We start from the raw sequence: 18,385 nt of genomic DNA on the forward strand, positions 1-18,385 counted from the left end.
TGTTCATGTTACACGACATCCTGTGAATGTACATGTTTATTGCGGTTTGATCATCTTATAACCAACACCCCATACGGTCTGAATAAACTTGGGGTGTTTGCTGTCGAGTTCAATCTTCTCACGAATCTTGCGAATATGTACCATGACTGTATTATTCGACTCCATGAATTCTTCTTTCCAGACTTGACGATAGATCTGTTCCATACTAAGTACTGAACCTTGGTGACGAGCCAGTAATTCAAGAACAGCAAATTCACGCGGAGTCAGACGAACCGGCTGCTCATCCACCCAAACTTCATGTGTATCGGTATTAATGACCAGATCATCAATAACCCACTCGTGCTCTTTGTTCTCCCGACCTTCATTGAAGGTATGATACCTGCGCAGCTGGGATTTCGCCCGTGCGACAAGTTCAAGCGGGTTAAACGGCTTGGTCACATAATCATCGGCACCGATGCTTAACCCTGTGATTTTATCCATATCCATACTTTTGGCGGACAGCATAATAATCGGCATTTTCTGCTCTTCCCGAATTTTCATACAAGCTTCGATTCCGTCCATATTCGGCATCATGACATCCAGAATAATGAGATCGATCGACTCTTTTTTCAATTGTTCCAGCGCTTCAAGCCCATCATTCGCGGTGAGAATCCGATAACCCTCGTTGCCAAAATAGATTTCCATCAGTTTAATAATCTCCTGCTCATCATCCACAAGCAGAATGGTTGCTGGCTGTGCCACGGCATTATTCCTTTCCCTTCCATAATTCCTTACCTGTTCAAAGTATACCACCGAGGGATGAAACTGCGAAAATCATCGTGATCTTCACGGACACGCTCGATCTTGGCCATCATTTCAAGCGTCTCTTCCGGCTTCACCTGCCGGATCCACACCACACCCGAATCCTCCGTTATTTCACGTATAGCGTGTAGTATCGTCGGTCTATTCCTACTTTAACCCATGATGTTTCCTATAACATGCTTATATGTATTCTATCCGTTTCTATTTAAAAAGTACTGACTCGGGTTCTTTGCCCGTCAGGGTCAGCATCGTATACAATTGTCCTCTGTGATGGTATACATGCCCCATAATCTCAAGTAACCACTCCAGCCGACTATAGGAAGCACCCCAGTAAGAATCCGTCACATGCAGTAACTCTTCCGTGTTAAACTGCCTGTACCGTTGGTATAGATACATCTGGTTATCAATCAGAGCCTGCTTGATCTCACCGAGCGAATGCACCTGATTCTCTGCATAGAATTGAGCCATCTCTTCCTCCGAGGCACCTTCGGAAATATAAACATCCGCTCGGCAGATCACAGACAGATGGGCTAGTAATTCTCCAACAGGCCGTTTACCTTCAATTGGAGTCAAAGCCAAATCTTCTTCCGACAACTGATCACATATATCAATCAACGATGTTACGGCCACGTCAATATGTTTAAACGCAGATTGAATCAACAGGTACACTTCCTTTTTATCCCATTATACAGAACATATGATCTGTTATCAACCAAGATATCCCTCCTTAATATATACCCCAAATCTATATAAATTGAACAAAACATTTACACAAAACGGAGAAGACAGAAAGGACCTGAAGAAGCGGAGCGTTCGCCTTTATCCCCGGATTTCCCCTTTATAAAAGGAATCAAAAAAATCTGGGGATAACAGCGATCGGAAGGTTGTTCTGTCATCGGAGTGTGCAGTGTAAATATTCTTTAGTTCAATTTATATAACAATCTACGAACAAAAAAAGTCCTTCCTCCTTCTTATAGACGGGATTCAGGACATTTTGTTGCCTATATGAGTTCAAATCTTTGCTCAACTTGAGTATAACGAACAATACGTTTGCTCGAATCGTCCAGCCTCCAAGTCAGACTTGCGAATGAAAAATTGCAGTTCCCCGCAATCCCACCATTGGAAACCAATAGCATCATGCGTATCTATCTTCAACAGCAGCAGCGTATCGGATAGTTCCTGCCATGTCCGATCCTCATCACCGCCGTAATATTGGGTCAGTTTCTTCTCACACTCCTGCTCATTATAATCGTACCCTTCTCCCAGTGCGATCTGTAACAAGGCACGATGCTCGGCATCCGGATGCTGCCCGTCAGGATATCCAAACATACCACCCCAATTCAGCGTACTTGGATGATTCCAACTCGACTCGAATTCAAGGTAACGGTCATACAGACTCACGTCCGCTTCGGCCTCATCGTTCTCAAGCCTCGGCGGCGAGAGCTCATTCAGCGCGTTGGCGTCAATATATGCATATGTAGGAAACTCAAGATTAGGCAGCACGGTCACCGAATGTGCAACAAACGGGGCTCCATCCAGTGCGGTATCACCTTCAGGCTCTCGCCTTATCAGGTTATGAGAACTCGGCTCAAAGATCACACGATGTTCAATGGGACAAGCAGATTCATCCGTGCCAACGAAAAAGTATAACATTCCACGTTCAGGCAAAGTTCCGCGCCCATCATTCGGCGTATACGGCGACAAATCCACCAGGTTCAACTGGGCCAGGAAAGTCATCGGAACCCCTTCTTGTGTTACGGGCCATTCCATGCGACTTGGCAAATCCGGATGTCCACCCACACGTGAGTTTCCTGTTCTGCGATATTCGTCCAGTGTGGATACATCGAGGCGAATTCCCCAACGGCTTGAAGATAACAACAGATCTGCAGCAACTCCCAAACCATATTCCTCAAGTGTTTTGCGGGCTTTTCTGGTCAGACGTTCACATTGTTCTGGCTTAATCATATAGATCCTCCCCTTTTGACAATACACCTATGCTGAGACATATTCAGGTTCACACCTGTATATTCTTCCGCCCGGACGTCTTTCCCTGCTTCTATATAAATTGAACTTAAGAATATTTTACACTTACCACTCCGATGACAGAACAACCTTCCGATCGCTGTTATCCCCAGAATTTTTTAGATTCACCTTTGCAAAGGTAAAAATCCGGGGATAAAGGCGAAGTGTATGCTTCCGAAGTAGCTTTCTTGCAGAAAGCTTTAGCTTCGCTTCTTCAGGTTCTTTCTGTCCTCTACGTTCTCGTGTAAATATGTAGTTCAATTTATATAGAAAAAAGAGACTGACACTCCACTGTCAGTCTACTTCTTTATCCTATATTCCATTTAACGATTTGGATCAGAAGACTTTTCCTGGTAAGCACGCATATGCTCCTCACCGTCCAGGAATTCATGGGCCTGATGGGCTGCCATCACACCATGATAGCTGATATCCAGACCCAGATCTTCCTCTTCTTCTGTCGAACGTACAGGCACTATTTTGCCAATCAACTTTAACCCGATCCAGGTCATGGCGAATCCCCAGATGACCAGCGCTGTAAGGCCAAGTGCCTGAACACCCAGCAACCTCCAGCCGCCGCCCATGAATAGTCCACCATCCGTGGCAAACAGACCTACAGCAATCGTGCCCCACATCCCTGATGCGGCATGCACCGGGAAAGCACCAACTGGATCATCAATCTGCCGACGGTCCAGCCAGTTGGTGGCAGCCATCATCAACAAGCCGGATACTGCCCCAATGAATATTGCTGCTACATCGCCAACAAAAGCACAGCCTGCCGTAATACCGACCAGTCCAGCAAGCGAACCGTTAATGACCGATGGTGCATCTGAACGATTGAAGCGGAATAACGTATACAGCAACGTAACCGCACCACCCGAAGCCGCAGATAACATCGTGACAATCGCAATGTGACCAATTCTTACATCCGTCGCGCTGAGTGTACTCCCAGCATTGAAGCCAAACCAGCCGAACCATAACAGAAATGCACCTACAGATGCCAGTGGCAGATTGCTCGGGAGTGCAATGGCACTTACGCCAAGTGGCGTGTATTTGCCTTTACGCGGGCCAATGATAATCGCAGCCGCCAGTGCCGAGAATCCGCCGAGTGCATGGATGACAGCCGAACCGGCAAAGTCCTGCATCCCCAGCTGACTAAGCCAGCCGCCGCCCCATGCCCAGTGTCCACCAATTGGATAGATGATCGCCGTCATCAATATGATATACAGAAGATAAGCACGGAAGTTGATCCTCTCGGCTACCGCTCCTGAAACGATGGAAATAACGGCAATGGTAAAGGCAGCCTGGAACAACCAGAATGTCTCCAGGGATACCGGTACGTCCAGGTGAGACAAATCCCCATTCAGGAAAAATCCCGTTACTCCCACAAAACCGCCAACGTCCGAACCATACATCAGTCCAAAACCGATGGCATAGAACAGCAACGTCCCAATCGTAATGTCAGCAAAAACCTTCATAATAATGTTTACACTATTTTTATAACGCACAAAGCCAGCCTCGAGCAGGGCGAATCCACCCTCCATCAATAAAATCATCGCTGCACTCAGTACGACCCAGACCGTATCAATCCCGGTGCTTAACGTCTCCAAAGTCATGCTTGTACATCCTCCGTTTCACTAAGCTGTCTGAGCTCACGGATTGTATCGGGCGCAAGCTCAATCTCGTCCCGCTCAATGCTGTCCGGATGCTTAATTCGTTCTGCGATCTGATCCAATTCACGTATGCGCCTGCGAATCTGTTCCATCTTGCGAAAACGTTCCTTTACCTGAACCATATATTCCACCGCCTGATGATGGGATGCGGGGCGTCCCGCAAACCACTTGCGTACGGGCGACAACGATTGATAAGCAACCTCTTCCGCTCGACGCTTCTGTTCGAACTGTTCAATCTTCTTCTTGAGCGTTTCGATCTCGTTTTCTTTTTTGACCTTCAGCCGTTCGATAAGGTACAATAAATCGGACGATGATATTTGCAATGCTGTATGGTGATACACCTCGTCGATTACTAACATATCATGTCAGGACTCCTTACATATCAAGTTACTTGTACCGATTATAGTTTGCTGGGGTCTGCCCGTCAATCTTTTTTTGGACTTGGTATGGATGGAAATGAACCCGTTCACAGAGAACGGCTTTTTTTATTTGGCACAGATTACATCTAACAAGGCTAATCTTGCCTAGGATTCGCATTCAATCTTTCCATTCTTTATGCTTATAGAATAAGCATCCACATTTGGGGTAATGAACATACACAGGCTACCCGCATCACAGAACCCGTATATAAGGAGAGGATTACACGATGTTTACTCGTAATGACGATATACGCAACCAAATCTGGGAAACCGTCTCGGGACTCGAAGAAGAACAATTGAACCGAAAACCTTCACCCGAGCAATGGAGTATTATGCAAGTACTACGTCATCTGAATCTGATGGAAAATGTAATTGGAAAACAAGCCAGCCTGGCCCTCGAGAAGGAACAGACCGTGTCTGTGGACAAAAAACCATATGAATTATCGTTGGACCGCAGCCGCTCCGTCGAGGCACCACCCCATCTTCAGCCTCCAGCAGCGCCTGAAGCACTCGCAGACGTACGCAGTGATCTGGACGAATCTCACCAAGCGTTAAACAACTTTGCATTGGATCATGATCCTGACCTGCTGCGCAGCAAGTCCTTTCCTCATCCCGTATTCGGAGAGATGGATCTTACCCAATGGATTGACTTTGCAAGTTATCATGAGGAACGTCATCTGGGACAGATTCAAGATATTAAACATCAGCTTGGCGTATAAGCACAACTCCCACTTTCACATAGCAAAGAATATACATGTACGACAAAAAACCTCCAATCCTATTAATTTAGGTTGGAGGTTTTCAGTGTTCTTATGTTACGAACAAGAACGACACTTATATTTTTTTGCCCAAAATCGCCAGATCTCTATTCACACCATCCAACACGGCCACTTCAGGATAATATCCCCACTGTTCAAAACCATGCTTGCGTAATAACCCCAGACTCGGTTCGTTATGCCCAAAGACAAATCCAAGAATGGTCTTAATTCCAAGTGCAGGACATGCCGCAAATACCGTTTCGAGCAAACGTCCACCAGCCCCAATTCCGCGACATTGCTGATCCACGTATACACTGACTTCCACCGTTCCATTATACGCAGGGCGTCCATAGAACGAGCTGAGACTCGCCCAAGCTACCACCTGTCCTGCCTGCTTCATCACCCAAAGAGGACGATGATCCGGTGAATGTTCCTCGAACCACGGAACACGTTGCTCCACCGTCACTGGCTCCAAATCCGCTGTTGCCATACGGCCCTCAATGGTAGAATTATAAATTTCCACAATCCTCGGCAAGTCCTCCAGGCGCGCATATTCAATCTGCACATCTTCCAGTTTCATCCCTATTCCTCCATCATTTCAGATCGTTCTCTTATCATAGAGGATATTATAATGGAAAATAGAAGCCTTCGTCATCCCTAACATTGTGACAGAGAGTTACTCTGGAAGTCCCTGAATTGTGTTACCACGAGTTAACTGCTGACTCTGGTCTGCCCAACGAATGTTAATTGAGCGAGATGTGAACAGATCCTGGCCGTCCGATACCTGGAAATGCAGATGAGCTTCACTGGAGTTCCCCGAATTACCAAGCTCACCGATAGGGTCTCCCTGCTTGAGCTTATCTCCTTTTTTGACCGAAACACTGCCTTCCTTGATGTGTCCTGTGATGCTGTATTCACTGTTGCCATGGTCGATCACCACATAGTTACCGGCTGGTTCTTCCGGATTCATGACACCCGGTACATTGTCCGGAATATCATTTTTGATCTCGACAACGGTTCCATCCGCAGCTGCATAAAGTGGTTCACCAAAAGCATAGTAGTTTTCGTTTGCCGTTGCATCACCTTGATAACTGGATTGTTCTTTGGTCCGAACGATATCCAGTGCATAACGCTGCGTTTCGTGCTCATAATGATAGTTTGACAAGGCATCATTGCCTCCCCAGAATACGTACCATTCCCCCTTCATCGGCAATTGAAACTCCGTTTTGGTGAATTTGGCATCCGTGTCCTCATGAGCTTGCAGCGGTTGGATCGAGAGACCTTCAATTTGATTTTCTTCGGAAAAATAGGCTCGAATTCCTTTCGTCCCAGTCTGATCCTTCCAGGCCACCTCAGATATTTGATTCATTTTGGCGTCTACCACTTGCTCCCATGATTCAACACCCTCCAAAAAAGGATCGGCCGTCGTTTTGAACTGTTCAAGCGTTAACGTCCCCTTCAATTCGGGAGAGAATTGATTATAGATTGCATCCTTTGAACCGTTCATCAGCGTATCTATGAAATTGTCCGGTGTAACCACCGCGCTCACCCCTGAACTTGAGTTTTGCTCCTCATTGGAGTTCTCGTTCGCTTCATTATTGGACGCCTGTTCGGCTGACTGCTGCTCCGCCTGGTCGGAAGTAATGGAGTTACTGTTGCCGCAAGCAGACAATATCACGCAAGCTCCAAGGGTAATCGCAAGCACCTTCCAGCCTTTTCTATTCTGTGATTTCGAATGTGTATTTTGTTCTGATTTCAGATGACCTTCTCTGTTCATTCTCAACATCCCTTCAGTTAATCGTTATACTTTCCAGTTAAGTGTACAGAATGAGTCTTACCCTTCGTCTAACCCCATCTTACATGTAGTTAAACTTGCAACGCCCTCTAACGCTGCATAATTAAGATTCCGTTAAGATAGCTTGTAAGCTATACAGCCCTCTTGGATGGTATGATTAGCAATACACACAACGGAAGGATCAGGAGGTCATTTTTAAACTATGGATAACGTCTCATTACTGCTTGTGGATGATGAACAGGCTATTCTGCATATGCTCAAAACCGTTCTGCTCAAAGAGCAGTTTCTCGATATTGATACCGTTACAACAGGCGAAGCTGCCATTGAGGCATGCAACAACAAGACGTATCATTGCATCGTGCTCGACATCATGCTTCCTGGCAAAAGCGGACTGGAAATCTGTCCTTTTCTACGGCAGGTCACCGATGCGCCCATCCTGTTTCTGACGGCCAAAACAACCGATTACGACAAATTAACCGGATTCGCCGTCGGTGGCGACGATTATGTCGCCAAACCCTTTAATCCGCTGGAAGTCGTTGCTCGAATTAAATCATTACTCAAGCGTTATTTACCTTCTAAAACCGCAGCGATCTCGGATCACGTCCCATCTAACGTAAATACGTCATCTCCCAGCACATCGGAAGGCGTGTACGACTTTGGAAGGTTTCAAGTGCTGGAGTGGGCTGGTGAGCTTCGGGTTGAAGGAGAATCCGTATCCTGTCCGGCACTTGTGTTTCAACTGTTACTCTTTTTCTGCAAACATCCCAATCGAATCTTCACCAAATCAGATCTATATGAGCGAGTCTGGGGCTCTGAAGCCATTAGTGATGACAATACCGTGATGGTTCATATTCATCGCATTCGGGAGCGCATTGAAGCCGATCCTTCCAATCCGGTGTTTCTCGTCAACGTCCGGGGTCTGGGTTACAAACTGATTCAGCCGGAACATGTGTCACGCCCATGAGTATTCGTCGCAGGTTAATGACCCGGTTTATCGGGATGCTTGCCGGTGCAGTCGTTCTTATCATCCTGCTTGGGTCTGTAGCCACCTACTGGGTCGTGCAAAAGGTGAATGAAGTGAATCTGGTAGATGATTTTGCTGCCAACGGTCTGGACCAATTAATTAATACAGCAGAGATCATGCCGAATGATACGATCCGATATGACCCCGAATTGCTAAAGCAAGTGGATAAATATCAAGGCTGGCTCCAAGTTTTGGATGAACAAGGTTACGCCATTGATGAATACCACACACCCGCCGATGTTCCTACTCACTATAAACCGGGGGAATTGATTGCATACTGGGAAGGCCAGAAGCCTTTTCCTTATCAGATCGTCATGCTGATCCGGGAGAAAAACGGGAAGAACTTCACCTTGTTATATGGCGAGAGTAACCCGGCCAAGTCCTTAATGAATAACATTCGTTCAGACCTTGCTTTCACCAACGGGAAGCTTGATCTTCAGCCCGACCAACAGGAGGCCCTCCGTGCCGCCAATGCTTATCTTCAAGTATTGGACGCATCAGGAAGCGAACTCTCCTCCTATAACAAACCAGCCATAGGCGTACCAAGCGAATACACCATGCAAATTCGCTATCCGAGTCGATCAGGTATGTCTGTTGCAACGTGGTACGACGAACAGAATGAAACCACCTGGCTGATTAGTATACCTGGTGATCCATTGGCAACGGGAACTCAAAACCCCTACAGTTTTATTCTGGAACCGGCATTGGTTATATTGATCGTGTCTATCATCATGCTGCTCATTTTGCTTGCCTTCTGGTATGCCAACCGATTTGGCTCACCCATGCTGCATATGCTCCAATGGTTACAGCGTCTGGAGAGGGGGCACTACGAGGAACCTACTGGAGCCTTCGGAATCCCTCGCAGTCAGCGTCGTAACGGAAAGTGGAAGCGAAAATACAAGGTATATGCTGAAGTGCTTCACTCCATGCAGGCCCTGTCTCACACATTGAAGCAAGATGAAGAACTTCGGAAACAGACCGAGTCTCTACGGGAGGAATGGATCGCTGGCATAACACATGACCTGAAGACGCCCCTCTCCTCCATTCAGGGTTATGCGCATATGCTTGAGGCAGATAAATATAGCTGGACCACGGAGGAAGTCAGGGAATTCGCAGGCATAATGCTCGATAAGTCCATGTATATGGACAGGCTTGTCAACGACCTTGCCATGACCTATCGATTACGCAGTGGAGGATATCAACCTGTGGCGGAAGAGACTGACGTAAATACGTTACTTCGTGATCTGATCCAGCGCGCTGAACGGAACCCGGCATATGGGGAAGGACGCATCCTATTCCAACCTTCCGAAGTACCAGTGTATGGACTTGTCCATATTCCGTCGTTTGAACGAATTGTGGATAATCTGACTGCCAATGCCCTTCTTCATAATCCGCCCGAGTCCATCCTGGTTGTCAGTGTGCATTCTGGTGAACACGCAGATGCATTCAGCATTCAGTTTGCCGATAATGGACGCGGCATGGACTCCGAGACGGTATGGAAGTTATTTGAACGATACTATCGCGGTACAGATACAGGTACATCGGACGTTGGATCAGGGCTGGGCATGGCGGTAACCAAAGGTTTGATCGAAGCCATGAATGGTCGTATTGAGGTACAGTCCACCCCTGGTGAAGGAACGATCATTCGCTTAATATGGGATGGGCCGTCCGAAACCAATTAAAATGTTCCGCTTGACCTTTCCATTTTCAGTCTATATAATCGACACTCAATAACACCTGTTCCAATATATTAATATTAAATGCAACACATTTCAGAATAATTTGAATGAGTTGATCTAACATATTTGGCGATGACCAGAGACAAGATTTCGTTTGCGTGCTGCCCAGAGAGAGAGGGGATTGGTGAAACCTTCTTCAGCGAACGGACCGGAATTACCCCTCTGCAGCCGTGACCTCGAACCTCAGCATTTTGGACCTCCTTCGGATGTTCGACATGCTGCCAGTAGAGTTCACCGCCTGATCCCCGATAACGGATTCCAATGAGGGTTATGATGTTTTCTGTTCCGGCGGCTGGCCGAGAGCAGGGTGCACCATAACCAAAATTAGGGTGGAACCACGAGCCAAGCGCACTCGTCCCTTTTCCGGGACGGGTGTTTTTTGCGCTTTCATTTTAAGAAATGGAGAGTGGTTCACATGAGCAAACAAGAAAACAGTAACTTAGCAAGCAACAAAAAAGGTAACGAAATAAACAGCCAAGCAAATGATCTGCAACCATCTAGTCATTCCATTGAGGTCCGTCTGCAAGGTGGCTCGATACGTTCTTACGAAGCAGGCATCACTGTAGGTGCGGTTGCCTCATCTATCAGCACAAGTCTTGGGAAACAGGCTATCGGCGGTATTGTAGATGGTCAAAATGTCGATCTCGATTGGGTGCTCCAGCAAGATTGCGAACTTTTTATCGTTACTTTAGAAAGTGCGGAAGGTCTGTATCGTTATCGTCACAGCGCAGCACATGTGCTCGCACAAGCACTCAAACGCATCTACGGTGCAGAACAAGTGAAACTGGGTATCGGCCCAGTCATTGAAGATGGATTCTATTACGATGTTGATCTGGAGCATGCCTTGTCCATCAGTGATTTGGCTGCCATTGAACGGGAAATGAACAAAATTATTCAGGAAAATGAAAAGATCAGTCGGCGGGTCGTTAGCCGGGAAGAAGCCCTCCGTATCTTCGGAGAAATCCAGGACCCTTACAAGCTTGAACTCATTCAGGATTTGCCAGAGGACGCCGAGCTTTCGATCTATGATCAAGGAGAGTTCTTCGATCTGTGTCGCGGCCCCCATCTTCCATCCACTGGTCGGATCAAAGCGTTCAAGCTGTTGAATGTAGCTGGTGCGTACTGGCGGGGTAACTCGGATAATAAGATGCTGCAACGCATCTACGGTACTGCTTTCCCGAACAAAGCCCAACTGGATGAACATCTGCACATGCTCGAAGAAGCGAAGAAACGAGATCACCGTAAACTTGGCAAAGAGCTTGAACTGTTCATGTTCTCCGAAGAAGCTCCCGGCATGCCCTTCTATCTGCCCAAAGGCATGACTGTTCGCACTGAACTGGAGCAATTCTCCCGTGAGCTGCAATTACAGGAAGGTTATCAGGAAGTTCGGACTCCTCTCATGATGAACAACCGGCTGTGGGAGCAATCCGGCCACTGGGAGCATTACAAGGACAACATGTATTTCTCCGAAGTGGACGATGCCACTTTTGCACTGAAACCGATGAACTGTCCTGGGCACATGCTGATCTTCAAAAACACACTCCATTCCTATCGCGAATTACCGATTCGCATGATGGAATTTGGTCAGGTTCACCGTCATGAATTCTCAGGTGCCCTGAACGGCATGATGCGTGTGCGGACATTCTGCCAGGATGATGCCCATCTCTACGTCATGCCAGAGCAGATCGAGGACGAGATCAATCAGGCGATCTCACTGATCGGACGTATGTACGATATCTTTGGGTTCGAATATAAGATTGAATTGTCCACTCGTCCGGAAGATTCCATGGGATCGGAAGAGCTGTGGGATCAAGCGGAACGCGCATTGCAAAATGTACTAGATCGTCGGGGCGTGGAGTATCGCATTAACGAAGGGGACGGTGCCTTTTATGGACCGAAAATTGACTTTCATATCCTTGATGCGCTGAAGCGAAGCTGGCAGTGCGGAACAATCCAGCTTGATTTTCAAATGCCGGAGAAGTTCGACCTCACTTACATTGGCGAGGATAGCCTGAAACACCGTCCGGTCGTGATCCATCGTGCCATCTATGGTTCCATCGATCGTTTCATCGGCATCCTGACTGAGCACTATGCAGGAGCGTTCCCACTCTGGCTCGCACCTGTACAAGTGAAGCTCCTACCTGTATCAGATCATTACGCAGACTATGCACTCCAAGTACAGAGCGAGCTCCGAGCTGCGGGCATTCGGGTAGAAACAGATCTGCGCAGCGAGAAGCTCGGGTACAAGATCCGTGAAGCCCAGATGGAAAAAGTGCCTTATTCGCTCGTACTTGGTGAGAATGAGAAAAATGCCTCATCTGCCTCTGTCCGTGCATACGGTCAGGGAGATCAAGGCATTCAACGTATTGAAGCTGTTATTGAAATGATCCAACAAGCTGTAAAAGCAAAAGTATAAAAGATGTAACGACTCTATTCATGGGTCACTCATCAGCTTGTGCTGAATTACAACTTCTCGTCATCTCTTAGCCCCACCTGTTCTTCGCTCCACGTCCAGAAACGCTCAGCTGAAGCATCGTCAACGGCATGTGCCTTCAGCTGCTGCTCTTTCTGTTGATAGAAGTAACGACCGGTGAGCCCGACAACTTCAGGGCTTGTGGCCAGATAAACAGCCGTTCGCGCCCCTTCTTCAGGGGACAGAAAGAATGGAAGTTTACCTGCAAACGCCATAATACGTGTGCCAAATCCGGTATTACGATCTACGCCAATACTCGTTCCCACCGCACCAGGGTGTAGACAGTTCACTGTGACAGACGTACCTGACAGTTTGCTAGCCAGTGCACGAGTGAACAGCACGTTCGCCAGTTTGGATTGAGCATAACTTTTGATCGGATTATAACCTTTGTGCAGATGTGGATCTTCGAAGTGGATTTTGCCGGCCTTGTAGGCACCTGACGAAACGTTCACAACCCGTCCCTGCTTCGCAGCTTTCAGAGGTTCTATCAAAAGTAAGGTCAGCAGGAAATGTCCCAGATGGTTAATACCGATACTTTGTTCGAACCCGTCTGAGGTTTCCTTCCGCTTAACCATCACTACCCCCGCATTATTAACCAGAACGTCAAGGCGATCATGACGCTCGCGGAATGTGCGGGCAAACTGGCGTATACTTTCGAGTGAACCCAGGTCACACAGCATCAATTCAATCGCAGAAGAGCCGGACTGACGCACAGCTTCCTGAAGAGCCTCCTGTCCGCGCTTCTCACTGCGGCATGCCATGATTACGCGATATCCTTGTCTTGCAAGTTCAATGGTGGTTGCCAACCCCATACCTGAGTTAGCTCCTGTTACAATTGCTGTCTGATTGGACATGAGGTACTTCCCTTCTGAACCTGAGGTTCCGAAATTAGAGGCGCGACGACGGACAATATGAGATAATGATAGGATCACATCTCGGTTTCCATGGGAGGACAAGTATGCTGACCAAAGAAGATTTTAAAAAAGTTAAACGACAAGCCAAACTTGAAATCGCACTACTCGAACAGGAATATCAGGAAATCTTGCAGAACGTTGATTCTACGCTGTATGAAAAATACGGTATTTGGGATAAAGAAGAAACATGTGAGCTCACCCGAAAACGTAAAAACCGAAGATATGCTTCACTAGTCATCGAATTATGCGCCATTATTGAACAAATGTTACATCAACTGTACAGAGACGTATATCAGAAAAAGTTTAATTCGACCCAGCTGATGAAAACTCCTGCCTACCGTGCACGCTCCAATATGGAGATTATTCAGGCCGAACTCAGTAAAGAGTTCATTGCTCTGGAATCCGAAAAAGAACACTTTGCTGAAGCCCTTAGTCTGGTGTTTCAGACGAGGAACAAACTTGTTCATGAACACTTCTCGTTTGTCACCATCGTTAAGGACGGCAGTAATGAAGAAGAAACGTTCGAAGCACTGCTCCATACGGTAAAAAAATATAGAAAACACTTGAAATATAATCGCCCTGAATAACAACAATCATCGCTAAAAAATATAAGGAGGTGTACCGGACTACGGTCCGGATCATCATGAGCCATCCAACAACTTCGATTACTGTGCTAAATCTCCAGATTCCCACACCTTCCGGGAACAGCCCCATATTCCCCGTCATGCTTAGTGATGTAGATGGCGTTACCTTGGTGGATACAGGCATGATTGGACAATTCGCTGAACTTCAATCCGCATTGGAACAAGAGGGCGTACAGCTCTCGGACGTCAAACGTGTGATTATTACTCATCAGGACATCGATCATATCGGTAACGTGGGTGCTCTGCTGGATGCCATCCCTGATCTGGAAATCTGGGCACATGCCGATGAGATTCCATATCTAACCGGTGAGAAGCCTTTGATCAAATTCACACCTGAACGTCGTGCTCTGCTGCCCGCGCCCGTTTTGGCACTGGCAGATCAACTGCTCTTGCAGCTACCTGAAGTGAACATTAGCAGAACGCTGGCAGACGGGGACATATTACCCCTTCAAGGTGGTACACAGGTCATTCATACACCGGGACATACACCAGGTCATATCTGCCTGTATTTCGGGGAGCAACAGTTCCTGCTCGCTGCCGATGAACTTCGTGTGGTCGATGATGAACTGGTTGGCCCTGCACCACAAGCGACACCGGACATGCCTGAAGCGTTGCGAAGCCTGAAGAAACTGACCGACCTTAAGCTCAATAAGGTTCTCTGTTATCACGGTGGAGAGTACATGAATGATCCGGCTCAGCGTATTGCCACACTTGCGGAGAGCGCAGAGTAAGTAAAGAACGCGGACTTGTGAGTATTTTTGGAATGACACAAGCATCCTGTTAACGTTGTTTCTCTTCGTGCAGCATTGTGCGTTGTAGCTCATTCAAGATTAGGATGACACATACATTACAATCAAGGAGCTGTCCCATAAGTCATGAATTTGACGGGGACAGCTCCTTTAATTAATTAACAACGCACTTCTACTACTCTACTGCACTGGTGTTGACCGTATGGTAGCACCTATTGCGCACGCTATTCATACAGTATGCACGCAGTATCTTATATTGAACTACGACATGTGCACAGTATCTTTCCCCTGCCCGTTTGGCAAAACAATTCACCGGAAAACCGTAACGTAAGTGTCTACTTATTGACTGAGGTCCGTCTCTAACGAATTGGGCACAGTCTAAACGTTATACTTGTTTTGTAACGAGTCTCAGACACCCTATACGCAGTAATTTGAGTATCAAGATTTTCTAACGAACTCCAGACACCTTAGTTACTCATTTCGTTGGTTTTTCTGCAGGTTTCGAGTGAATTTTGGCTATATAAACGTGGCTGAGGTTCGTTAAATTCTACGAACGCCACCAAACCTCTATTTAAGGTGCGTCAGGTTCTTTAGAAAAATTTTATTTAGAGCGATTCAGATTCAGGGCACTTCAGGGCTTTGGCTTACGTTAAGCGGCAACCGTTCATTTTAAACTCACTCCATCCACTACCTTACGGGGAGACGAGTTCGGTTCGACGTTGTCCTACAACACTGATTTTCTTTCCCCTGACCCCGACTCAACTCTCCGGAGTAAGTACAATCAGCTTGTCATCCCCATCTCGTGGTGATCCCCGTCCATCCCGATTGTTCGTAAGCACATACAACTTCCCGTCCTCACCAGCACTCACATTGCGAATCCGGCCCCATTCATCTTCGAAGATGGGTTCCACCTTCTCCACCTGTGTGCCATCTTCCGAAAAAGTGACCTTCAGCAGCTGCTCTCCACGCAGATTTGCAGCAATCAGTGATCCAGCCCAAGGTCCTTCTTCTACAAAAGCTACACCAGACGGCGCCCATGTATCGTTCCCACTATGTGCAAGCGGAGCCTGATATGCGCCATTGTCATCGTCGTCTCCCTCCACCTCAGGCCAGCCATAATTCTCACCGGCCACAATCCGGTTAATCTCATCATGATTACGCTGACCATGTTCGGTAGAATAGAGGTAACCGTTGTCCGGATTCCATGCCAGTCCCTGTGCGTTGCGGTGTCCCATACTGTATACAGGTGAATTCGGCCATGGGTTGTCTGCCGGGATCGATCCGTCGAGACCTATCCGCAATATTTTACCTCCAAGGCTATCTTTGTTCTGTGACAGTTCCGGTTCATAACGCTCACCTGTCGTGATATAGAGCAACTTGTCCGGGCCAATTTTAATCCGCCCACCGTTATGATTCGTTCCGCCTGGAATGTTACCAAGCAACTCTTGATCTATGACCGCTTTACCATCATTCACCTTGAGACGTAACACTCGATTGGCAATGTCGTCGCCTTCCAGATAGGAGTGATATGCATACAAGTAACCGTTATCCTCGAAGTCCGGATCAGCTGCAAGACCCAACAGACCTCCTTCACCTTCTTCATTAAACGGGGCTGAGAATTCAATCAGTGGTTCAGGGGCTAGTTTTCCATCCTCAATGACCCGAATCGCACCAGGGCGTTCCGTTACAAACATCCGACCATCAGGCACACTCACAATCTCCCATGGTGCATTCAGTCCTTCAACCAGAACAGATGGCTGATACGGAATAACCGTCTCTCCCTGCGCTCCACTCTCATTTCCACTTGCACCGGTATTGCCTCCGTTGGCCGTCTGTCCCTGACCTGTTCCCTGTCCCTGAGACGTCTGCTCTGTTCCTCCCGTAGAAGGTTCGCCTGAAGAACATGACGTGGTTAACAGTGCCACACTTAATAATGAAGCATACAGCGGAACGGTTACTCGATTATTCATGATTACATCTCCCTTCGTATTTTGTTCTTCTGTATAAAATAAATAAGTCAAGCTTCAACGTATTATTAATGGATTGCTCTCTATTGTTGTGGTGTTATTATTCATCTGTTAAGCGGTTTCGCCCTGTATTACCCTTCATACCAGCCGCTTAAACCGAGAATTCAAGGTATTCCGAGGATATGAAATCACCGCAGTTTGGAATTCCATCATAATCTTTTATAATAGAAGGATAGTATGAATGGAAAGGTGGACAACTACACTTATGAATCAAAACCCTTTATCTCGTCTTGAAGCCGATCTGTCCGGGCAAGGATTGGACGCCATGCTGATCACAGATCCAAAACATATCTACTATTTAACTGGATTTGCGAGCAATCCGCATGAACGCTTCCTCGGTCTGGTTCTCGCACGTGGCGAAGAGCCCCTGTTGATTGTACCTGCGCTTGATGCTGAAGCTGCCGCAGCCGCTTCCTCGGTATCCAATATTGCCGCTCACACGGATACGGATAATCCATACGCTTTGTTTGATCGTTATCAGGGGCGCTTGGGCCGGGTTGGTCTCGAAAAAGAATACGTAACGGTCGCACGTTATGAACAACTGACGGCCGCTCTTGGTGCTACCAGCTTTGAAGATGTTGGCCCCCTGCTTCGCACATTACGTGTAAAAAAAACACCGGATGAGGTAGCCCGCATTCGCCACGCCATTTATCTGATTGAAGAAACATTGCGTCAAGGCCTCTCTCATGTTCGCACAGGTGTAACCGAGATCGAGCTTGTCGCCGAGATGGAGTATCAGATGAAAAAGCTGGGTGCCGATGGTCCTTCCTTTGACACCATGGTGCTCACGGGACCCAAAACAGGTCTGCCACACGGTACACCGGGTGAACGGAAACTGCAACATGGTGACCTGTTGATGTTTGACATGGGTGTGTATGCTGGAGGATATGCCTCGGATATCACACGTACATTCGCCTTTGGTGACATCTCTCCTGAACTCAAAACCATCTATAACACTGTGCTCGCAGCGAACGAAGCTGCTATCCAAATCGTGAAACCAGGCATTACCTGCGCCGAAGTGGATCGTGCAGCACGCCAGGTCACGGAAGAAGCGGGATACGGCGAGCGCTTTATGCATAGAGTAGGCCATGGATTGGGTATCGACGTACATGAGTATCCTTCTCTCCATGGAGAGAATATGGACATCCTGAATGAAGGTACCGTATTCACGATTGAACCGGGCATCTATACCGCAGCAGGCGGCGTCCGTATCGAAGATGATGTAATTGTGACCGAGACGGGTATCGAAGTTCTGACGACATATCCAAAAGAACTGCAAATCCTTAGCGACTAATTCAATTGGATCTATGTCAAAAATAGCCCAGATACATCAATGCTCAGCTGATATTA

The 18,385-nt window shown here is 47.3% G+C and carries 17 protein-coding genes; 7 read left to right on the plus strand and 10 right to left on the minus strand.

Features of this window, described 5'->3' with window-relative positions; all coding sequences use genetic code 11:
* Nucleotides 1-36: 36 nt before the first annotated feature.
* The 6 genes from J2Z28_RS20510 to J2Z28_RS20530 all read right to left on the minus strand — a co-directional run bounded on the left by J2Z28_RS20510 (nt 37) and on the right by J2Z28_RS20530 (nt 4,852).
* Nucleotides 37-741 (minus strand): response regulator transcription factor, encoded by a 705-nt coding sequence (locus J2Z28_RS20510; RefSeq protein WP_026081203.1) that lies wholly within the window; start codon nt 739-741, stop codon nt 37-39.
* Nucleotides 742-770: 29 nt separating this feature from the next.
* Nucleotides 771-896, minus strand: a complete 126-nt coding sequence (locus J2Z28_RS31540) for a hypothetical protein (protein WP_280530844.1) — start codon at nt 894-896, stop codon at nt 771-773.
* A 106-nt stretch (nt 897-1,002) separates the two neighbouring features.
* Entirely contained in the window at nt 1,003-1,461 is a 459-nt protein-coding gene (locus J2Z28_RS20515; RefSeq protein ID WP_051449640.1) for a DinB family protein, read from the minus strand.
* Between the two features lie 363 nt (nt 1,462-1,824).
* The gene (locus tag J2Z28_RS20520) at nt 1,825-2,766 is read right to left on the minus strand and encodes a DUF1963 domain-containing protein (RefSeq protein ID WP_211084087.1); all 942 of its coding nucleotides are present in this window, start codon (nt 2,764-2,766) and stop codon (nt 1,825-1,827) included.
* A 380-nt stretch (nt 2,767-3,146) separates the two neighbouring features.
* On the minus strand, nt 3,147-4,436 hold the full coding sequence (locus J2Z28_RS20525) for an ammonium transporter (protein WP_211084088.1): 1,290 nt from the start codon (nt 4,434-4,436) through the stop codon (nt 3,147-3,149).
* Complete coding sequence (locus J2Z28_RS20530) at nt 4,433-4,852, minus strand: hypothetical protein (protein ID WP_047842065.1); 420 nt, start codon at nt 4,850-4,852, stop codon at nt 4,433-4,435. The genes J2Z28_RS20525 and J2Z28_RS20530 overlap by 4 nt, the downstream gene beginning before the upstream one ends.
* 287 nt (nt 4,853-5,139) lie before the next feature.
* On the opposite strand from J2Z28_RS20530, the gene J2Z28_RS20535 reads away from it, so the two are divergent.
* Nucleotides 5,140-5,631 (plus strand): DinB family protein, encoded by a 492-nt coding sequence (locus J2Z28_RS20535; RefSeq protein WP_211084089.1) that lies wholly within the window; start codon nt 5,140-5,142, stop codon nt 5,629-5,631.
* A gap of 115 nt (nt 5,632-5,746) precedes the next feature.
* On the opposite strand, the gene J2Z28_RS20540 is transcribed toward J2Z28_RS20535, so the two are convergent.
* Together J2Z28_RS20540 and J2Z28_RS20545 are read right to left on the minus strand one after the other, a co-directional pair.
* A complete protein-coding gene (locus J2Z28_RS20540) occupies nt 5,747-6,250 on the minus strand; it encodes a GNAT family N-acetyltransferase (RefSeq protein ID WP_211084090.1) in 504 nt (167 codons plus the stop codon).
* Between the two features lie 96 nt (nt 6,251-6,346).
* The gene (locus tag J2Z28_RS20545; protein WP_211084091.1) at nt 6,347-7,447 is read right to left on the minus strand and encodes a peptidoglycan DD-metalloendopeptidase family protein; all 1,101 of its coding nucleotides are present in this window, start codon (nt 7,445-7,447) and stop codon (nt 6,347-6,349) included.
* A gap of 220 nt (nt 7,448-7,667) precedes the next feature.
* On the opposite strand from J2Z28_RS20545, the gene J2Z28_RS20550 reads away from it, so the two are divergent.
* The 3 genes from J2Z28_RS20550 to thrS all read left to right on the plus strand — a co-directional run bounded on the left by J2Z28_RS20550 (nt 7,668) and on the right by thrS (nt 12,644).
* Entirely contained in the window at nt 7,668-8,429 is a 762-nt protein-coding gene (locus tag J2Z28_RS20550; protein ID WP_091015214.1) for a response regulator transcription factor, read from the plus strand.
* Nucleotides 8,426-10,171: a sensor histidine kinase gene (locus tag J2Z28_RS20555; protein WP_211084092.1), complete on the plus strand. Its 1,746-nt coding sequence runs from the start codon at nt 8,426-8,428 to the stop codon at nt 10,169-10,171. Before J2Z28_RS20550 ends, J2Z28_RS20555 begins: the two co-directional genes overlap by 4 nt.
* A gap of 472 nt (nt 10,172-10,643) precedes the next feature.
* A complete protein-coding gene (gene thrS, locus J2Z28_RS20560; RefSeq protein ID WP_244988438.1) occupies nt 10,644-12,644 on the plus strand; it encodes a threonine--tRNA ligase in 2,001 nt (666 codons plus the stop codon).
* A 47-nt stretch (nt 12,645-12,691) separates the two neighbouring features.
* On the opposite strand, the gene J2Z28_RS20565 is transcribed toward thrS, so the two are convergent.
* Nucleotides 12,692-13,555, minus strand: coding sequence for an SDR family oxidoreductase (locus J2Z28_RS20565; RefSeq protein ID WP_211084093.1), 864 nt, complete (start codon nt 13,553-13,555; stop codon nt 12,692-12,694).
* Nucleotides 13,556-13,659: 104 nt separating this feature from the next.
* Between J2Z28_RS20565 and J2Z28_RS20570 the strand changes: the two genes are divergently transcribed.
* Nucleotides 13,660-14,202, plus strand: coding sequence for a hypothetical protein (locus tag J2Z28_RS20570; protein WP_211084094.1), 543 nt, complete (start codon nt 13,660-13,662; stop codon nt 14,200-14,202).
* Between the two features lie 56 nt (nt 14,203-14,258).
* Entirely contained in the window at nt 14,259-14,990 is a 732-nt protein-coding gene (locus tag J2Z28_RS20575) for an MBL fold metallo-hydrolase (RefSeq protein WP_211084095.1), read from the plus strand.
* Nucleotides 14,991-15,766: 776 nt separating this feature from the next.
* Here the strand turns inward: J2Z28_RS20575 and J2Z28_RS20580 are convergent.
* On the minus strand, nt 15,767-16,978 hold the full coding sequence (locus J2Z28_RS20580; RefSeq protein ID WP_211084096.1) for a PQQ-dependent sugar dehydrogenase: 1,212 nt from the start codon (nt 16,976-16,978) through the stop codon (nt 15,767-15,769).
* A gap of 262 nt (nt 16,979-17,240) precedes the next feature.
* Between J2Z28_RS20580 and J2Z28_RS20585 the strand changes: the two genes are divergently transcribed.
* Nucleotides 17,241-18,329, plus strand: coding sequence for a M24 family metallopeptidase (locus J2Z28_RS20585; RefSeq protein ID WP_211084097.1), 1,089 nt, complete (start codon nt 17,241-17,243; stop codon nt 18,327-18,329).
* Nucleotides 18,330-18,385 lie beyond the last annotated feature (56 nt).

This window comes from Paenibacillus xylanexedens, assembly GCF_017874615.1.
Lineage (GTDB): Bacteria > Bacillota > Bacilli > Paenibacillales > Paenibacillaceae > Paenibacillus > Paenibacillus xylanexedens.

Excerpts from the sequence above, each read along its gene's own strand:
- J2Z28_RS20520 (WP_211084087.1), bottom strand. The coding sequence starts at position 2,766 with ATGATTAAGCCAGAACAATGTGAACGTCTGACCAGAAAAGCCCGCAAA.
- J2Z28_RS20525 (WP_211084088.1), bottom strand. The coding sequence starts at position 4,436 with ATGACTTTGGAGACGTTAAGCACCGGGATTGATACGGTCTGGGTCGTA.
- J2Z28_RS20530 (WP_047842065.1), bottom strand. The coding sequence starts at position 4,852 with ATGTTAGTAATCGACGAGGTGTATCACCATACAGCATTGCAAATATCA.
- J2Z28_RS20535 (WP_211084089.1), top strand. The coding sequence starts at position 5,140 with ATGTTTACTCGTAATGACGATATACGCAACCAAATCTGGGAAACCGTC.
- J2Z28_RS20540 (WP_211084090.1), bottom strand. The coding sequence starts at position 6,250 with ATGAAACTGGAAGATGTGCAGATTGAATATGCGCGCCTGGAGGACTTG.
- J2Z28_RS20545 (WP_211084091.1), bottom strand. The coding sequence starts at position 7,447 with ATGAACAGAGAAGGTCATCTGAAATCAGAACAAAATACACATTCGAAA.
- J2Z28_RS20550 (WP_091015214.1), top strand. The coding sequence starts at position 7,668 with ATGGATAACGTCTCATTACTGCTTGTGGATGATGAACAGGCTATTCTG.
- J2Z28_RS20555 (WP_211084092.1), top strand. The coding sequence starts at position 8,426 with ATGAGTATTCGTCGCAGGTTAATGACCCGGTTTATCGGGATGCTTGCC.
- thrS (WP_244988438.1), top strand. The coding sequence starts at position 10,644 with ATGAGCAAACAAGAAAACAGTAACTTAGCAAGCAACAAAAAAGGTAAC.
- J2Z28_RS20565 (WP_211084093.1), bottom strand. The coding sequence starts at position 13,555 with ATGTCCAATCAGACAGCAATTGTAACAGGAGCTAACTCAGGTATGGGG.
- J2Z28_RS20570 (WP_211084094.1), top strand. The coding sequence starts at position 13,660 with ATGCTGACCAAAGAAGATTTTAAAAAAGTTAAACGACAAGCCAAACTT.
- J2Z28_RS20575 (WP_211084095.1), top strand. The coding sequence starts at position 14,259 with ATGAGCCATCCAACAACTTCGATTACTGTGCTAAATCTCCAGATTCCC.
- J2Z28_RS20580 (WP_211084096.1), bottom strand. The coding sequence starts at position 16,978 with ATGAATAATCGAGTAACCGTTCCGCTGTATGCTTCATTATTAAGTGTG.
- J2Z28_RS20585 (WP_211084097.1), top strand. The coding sequence starts at position 17,241 with ATGAATCAAAACCCTTTATCTCGTCTTGAAGCCGATCTGTCCGGGCAA.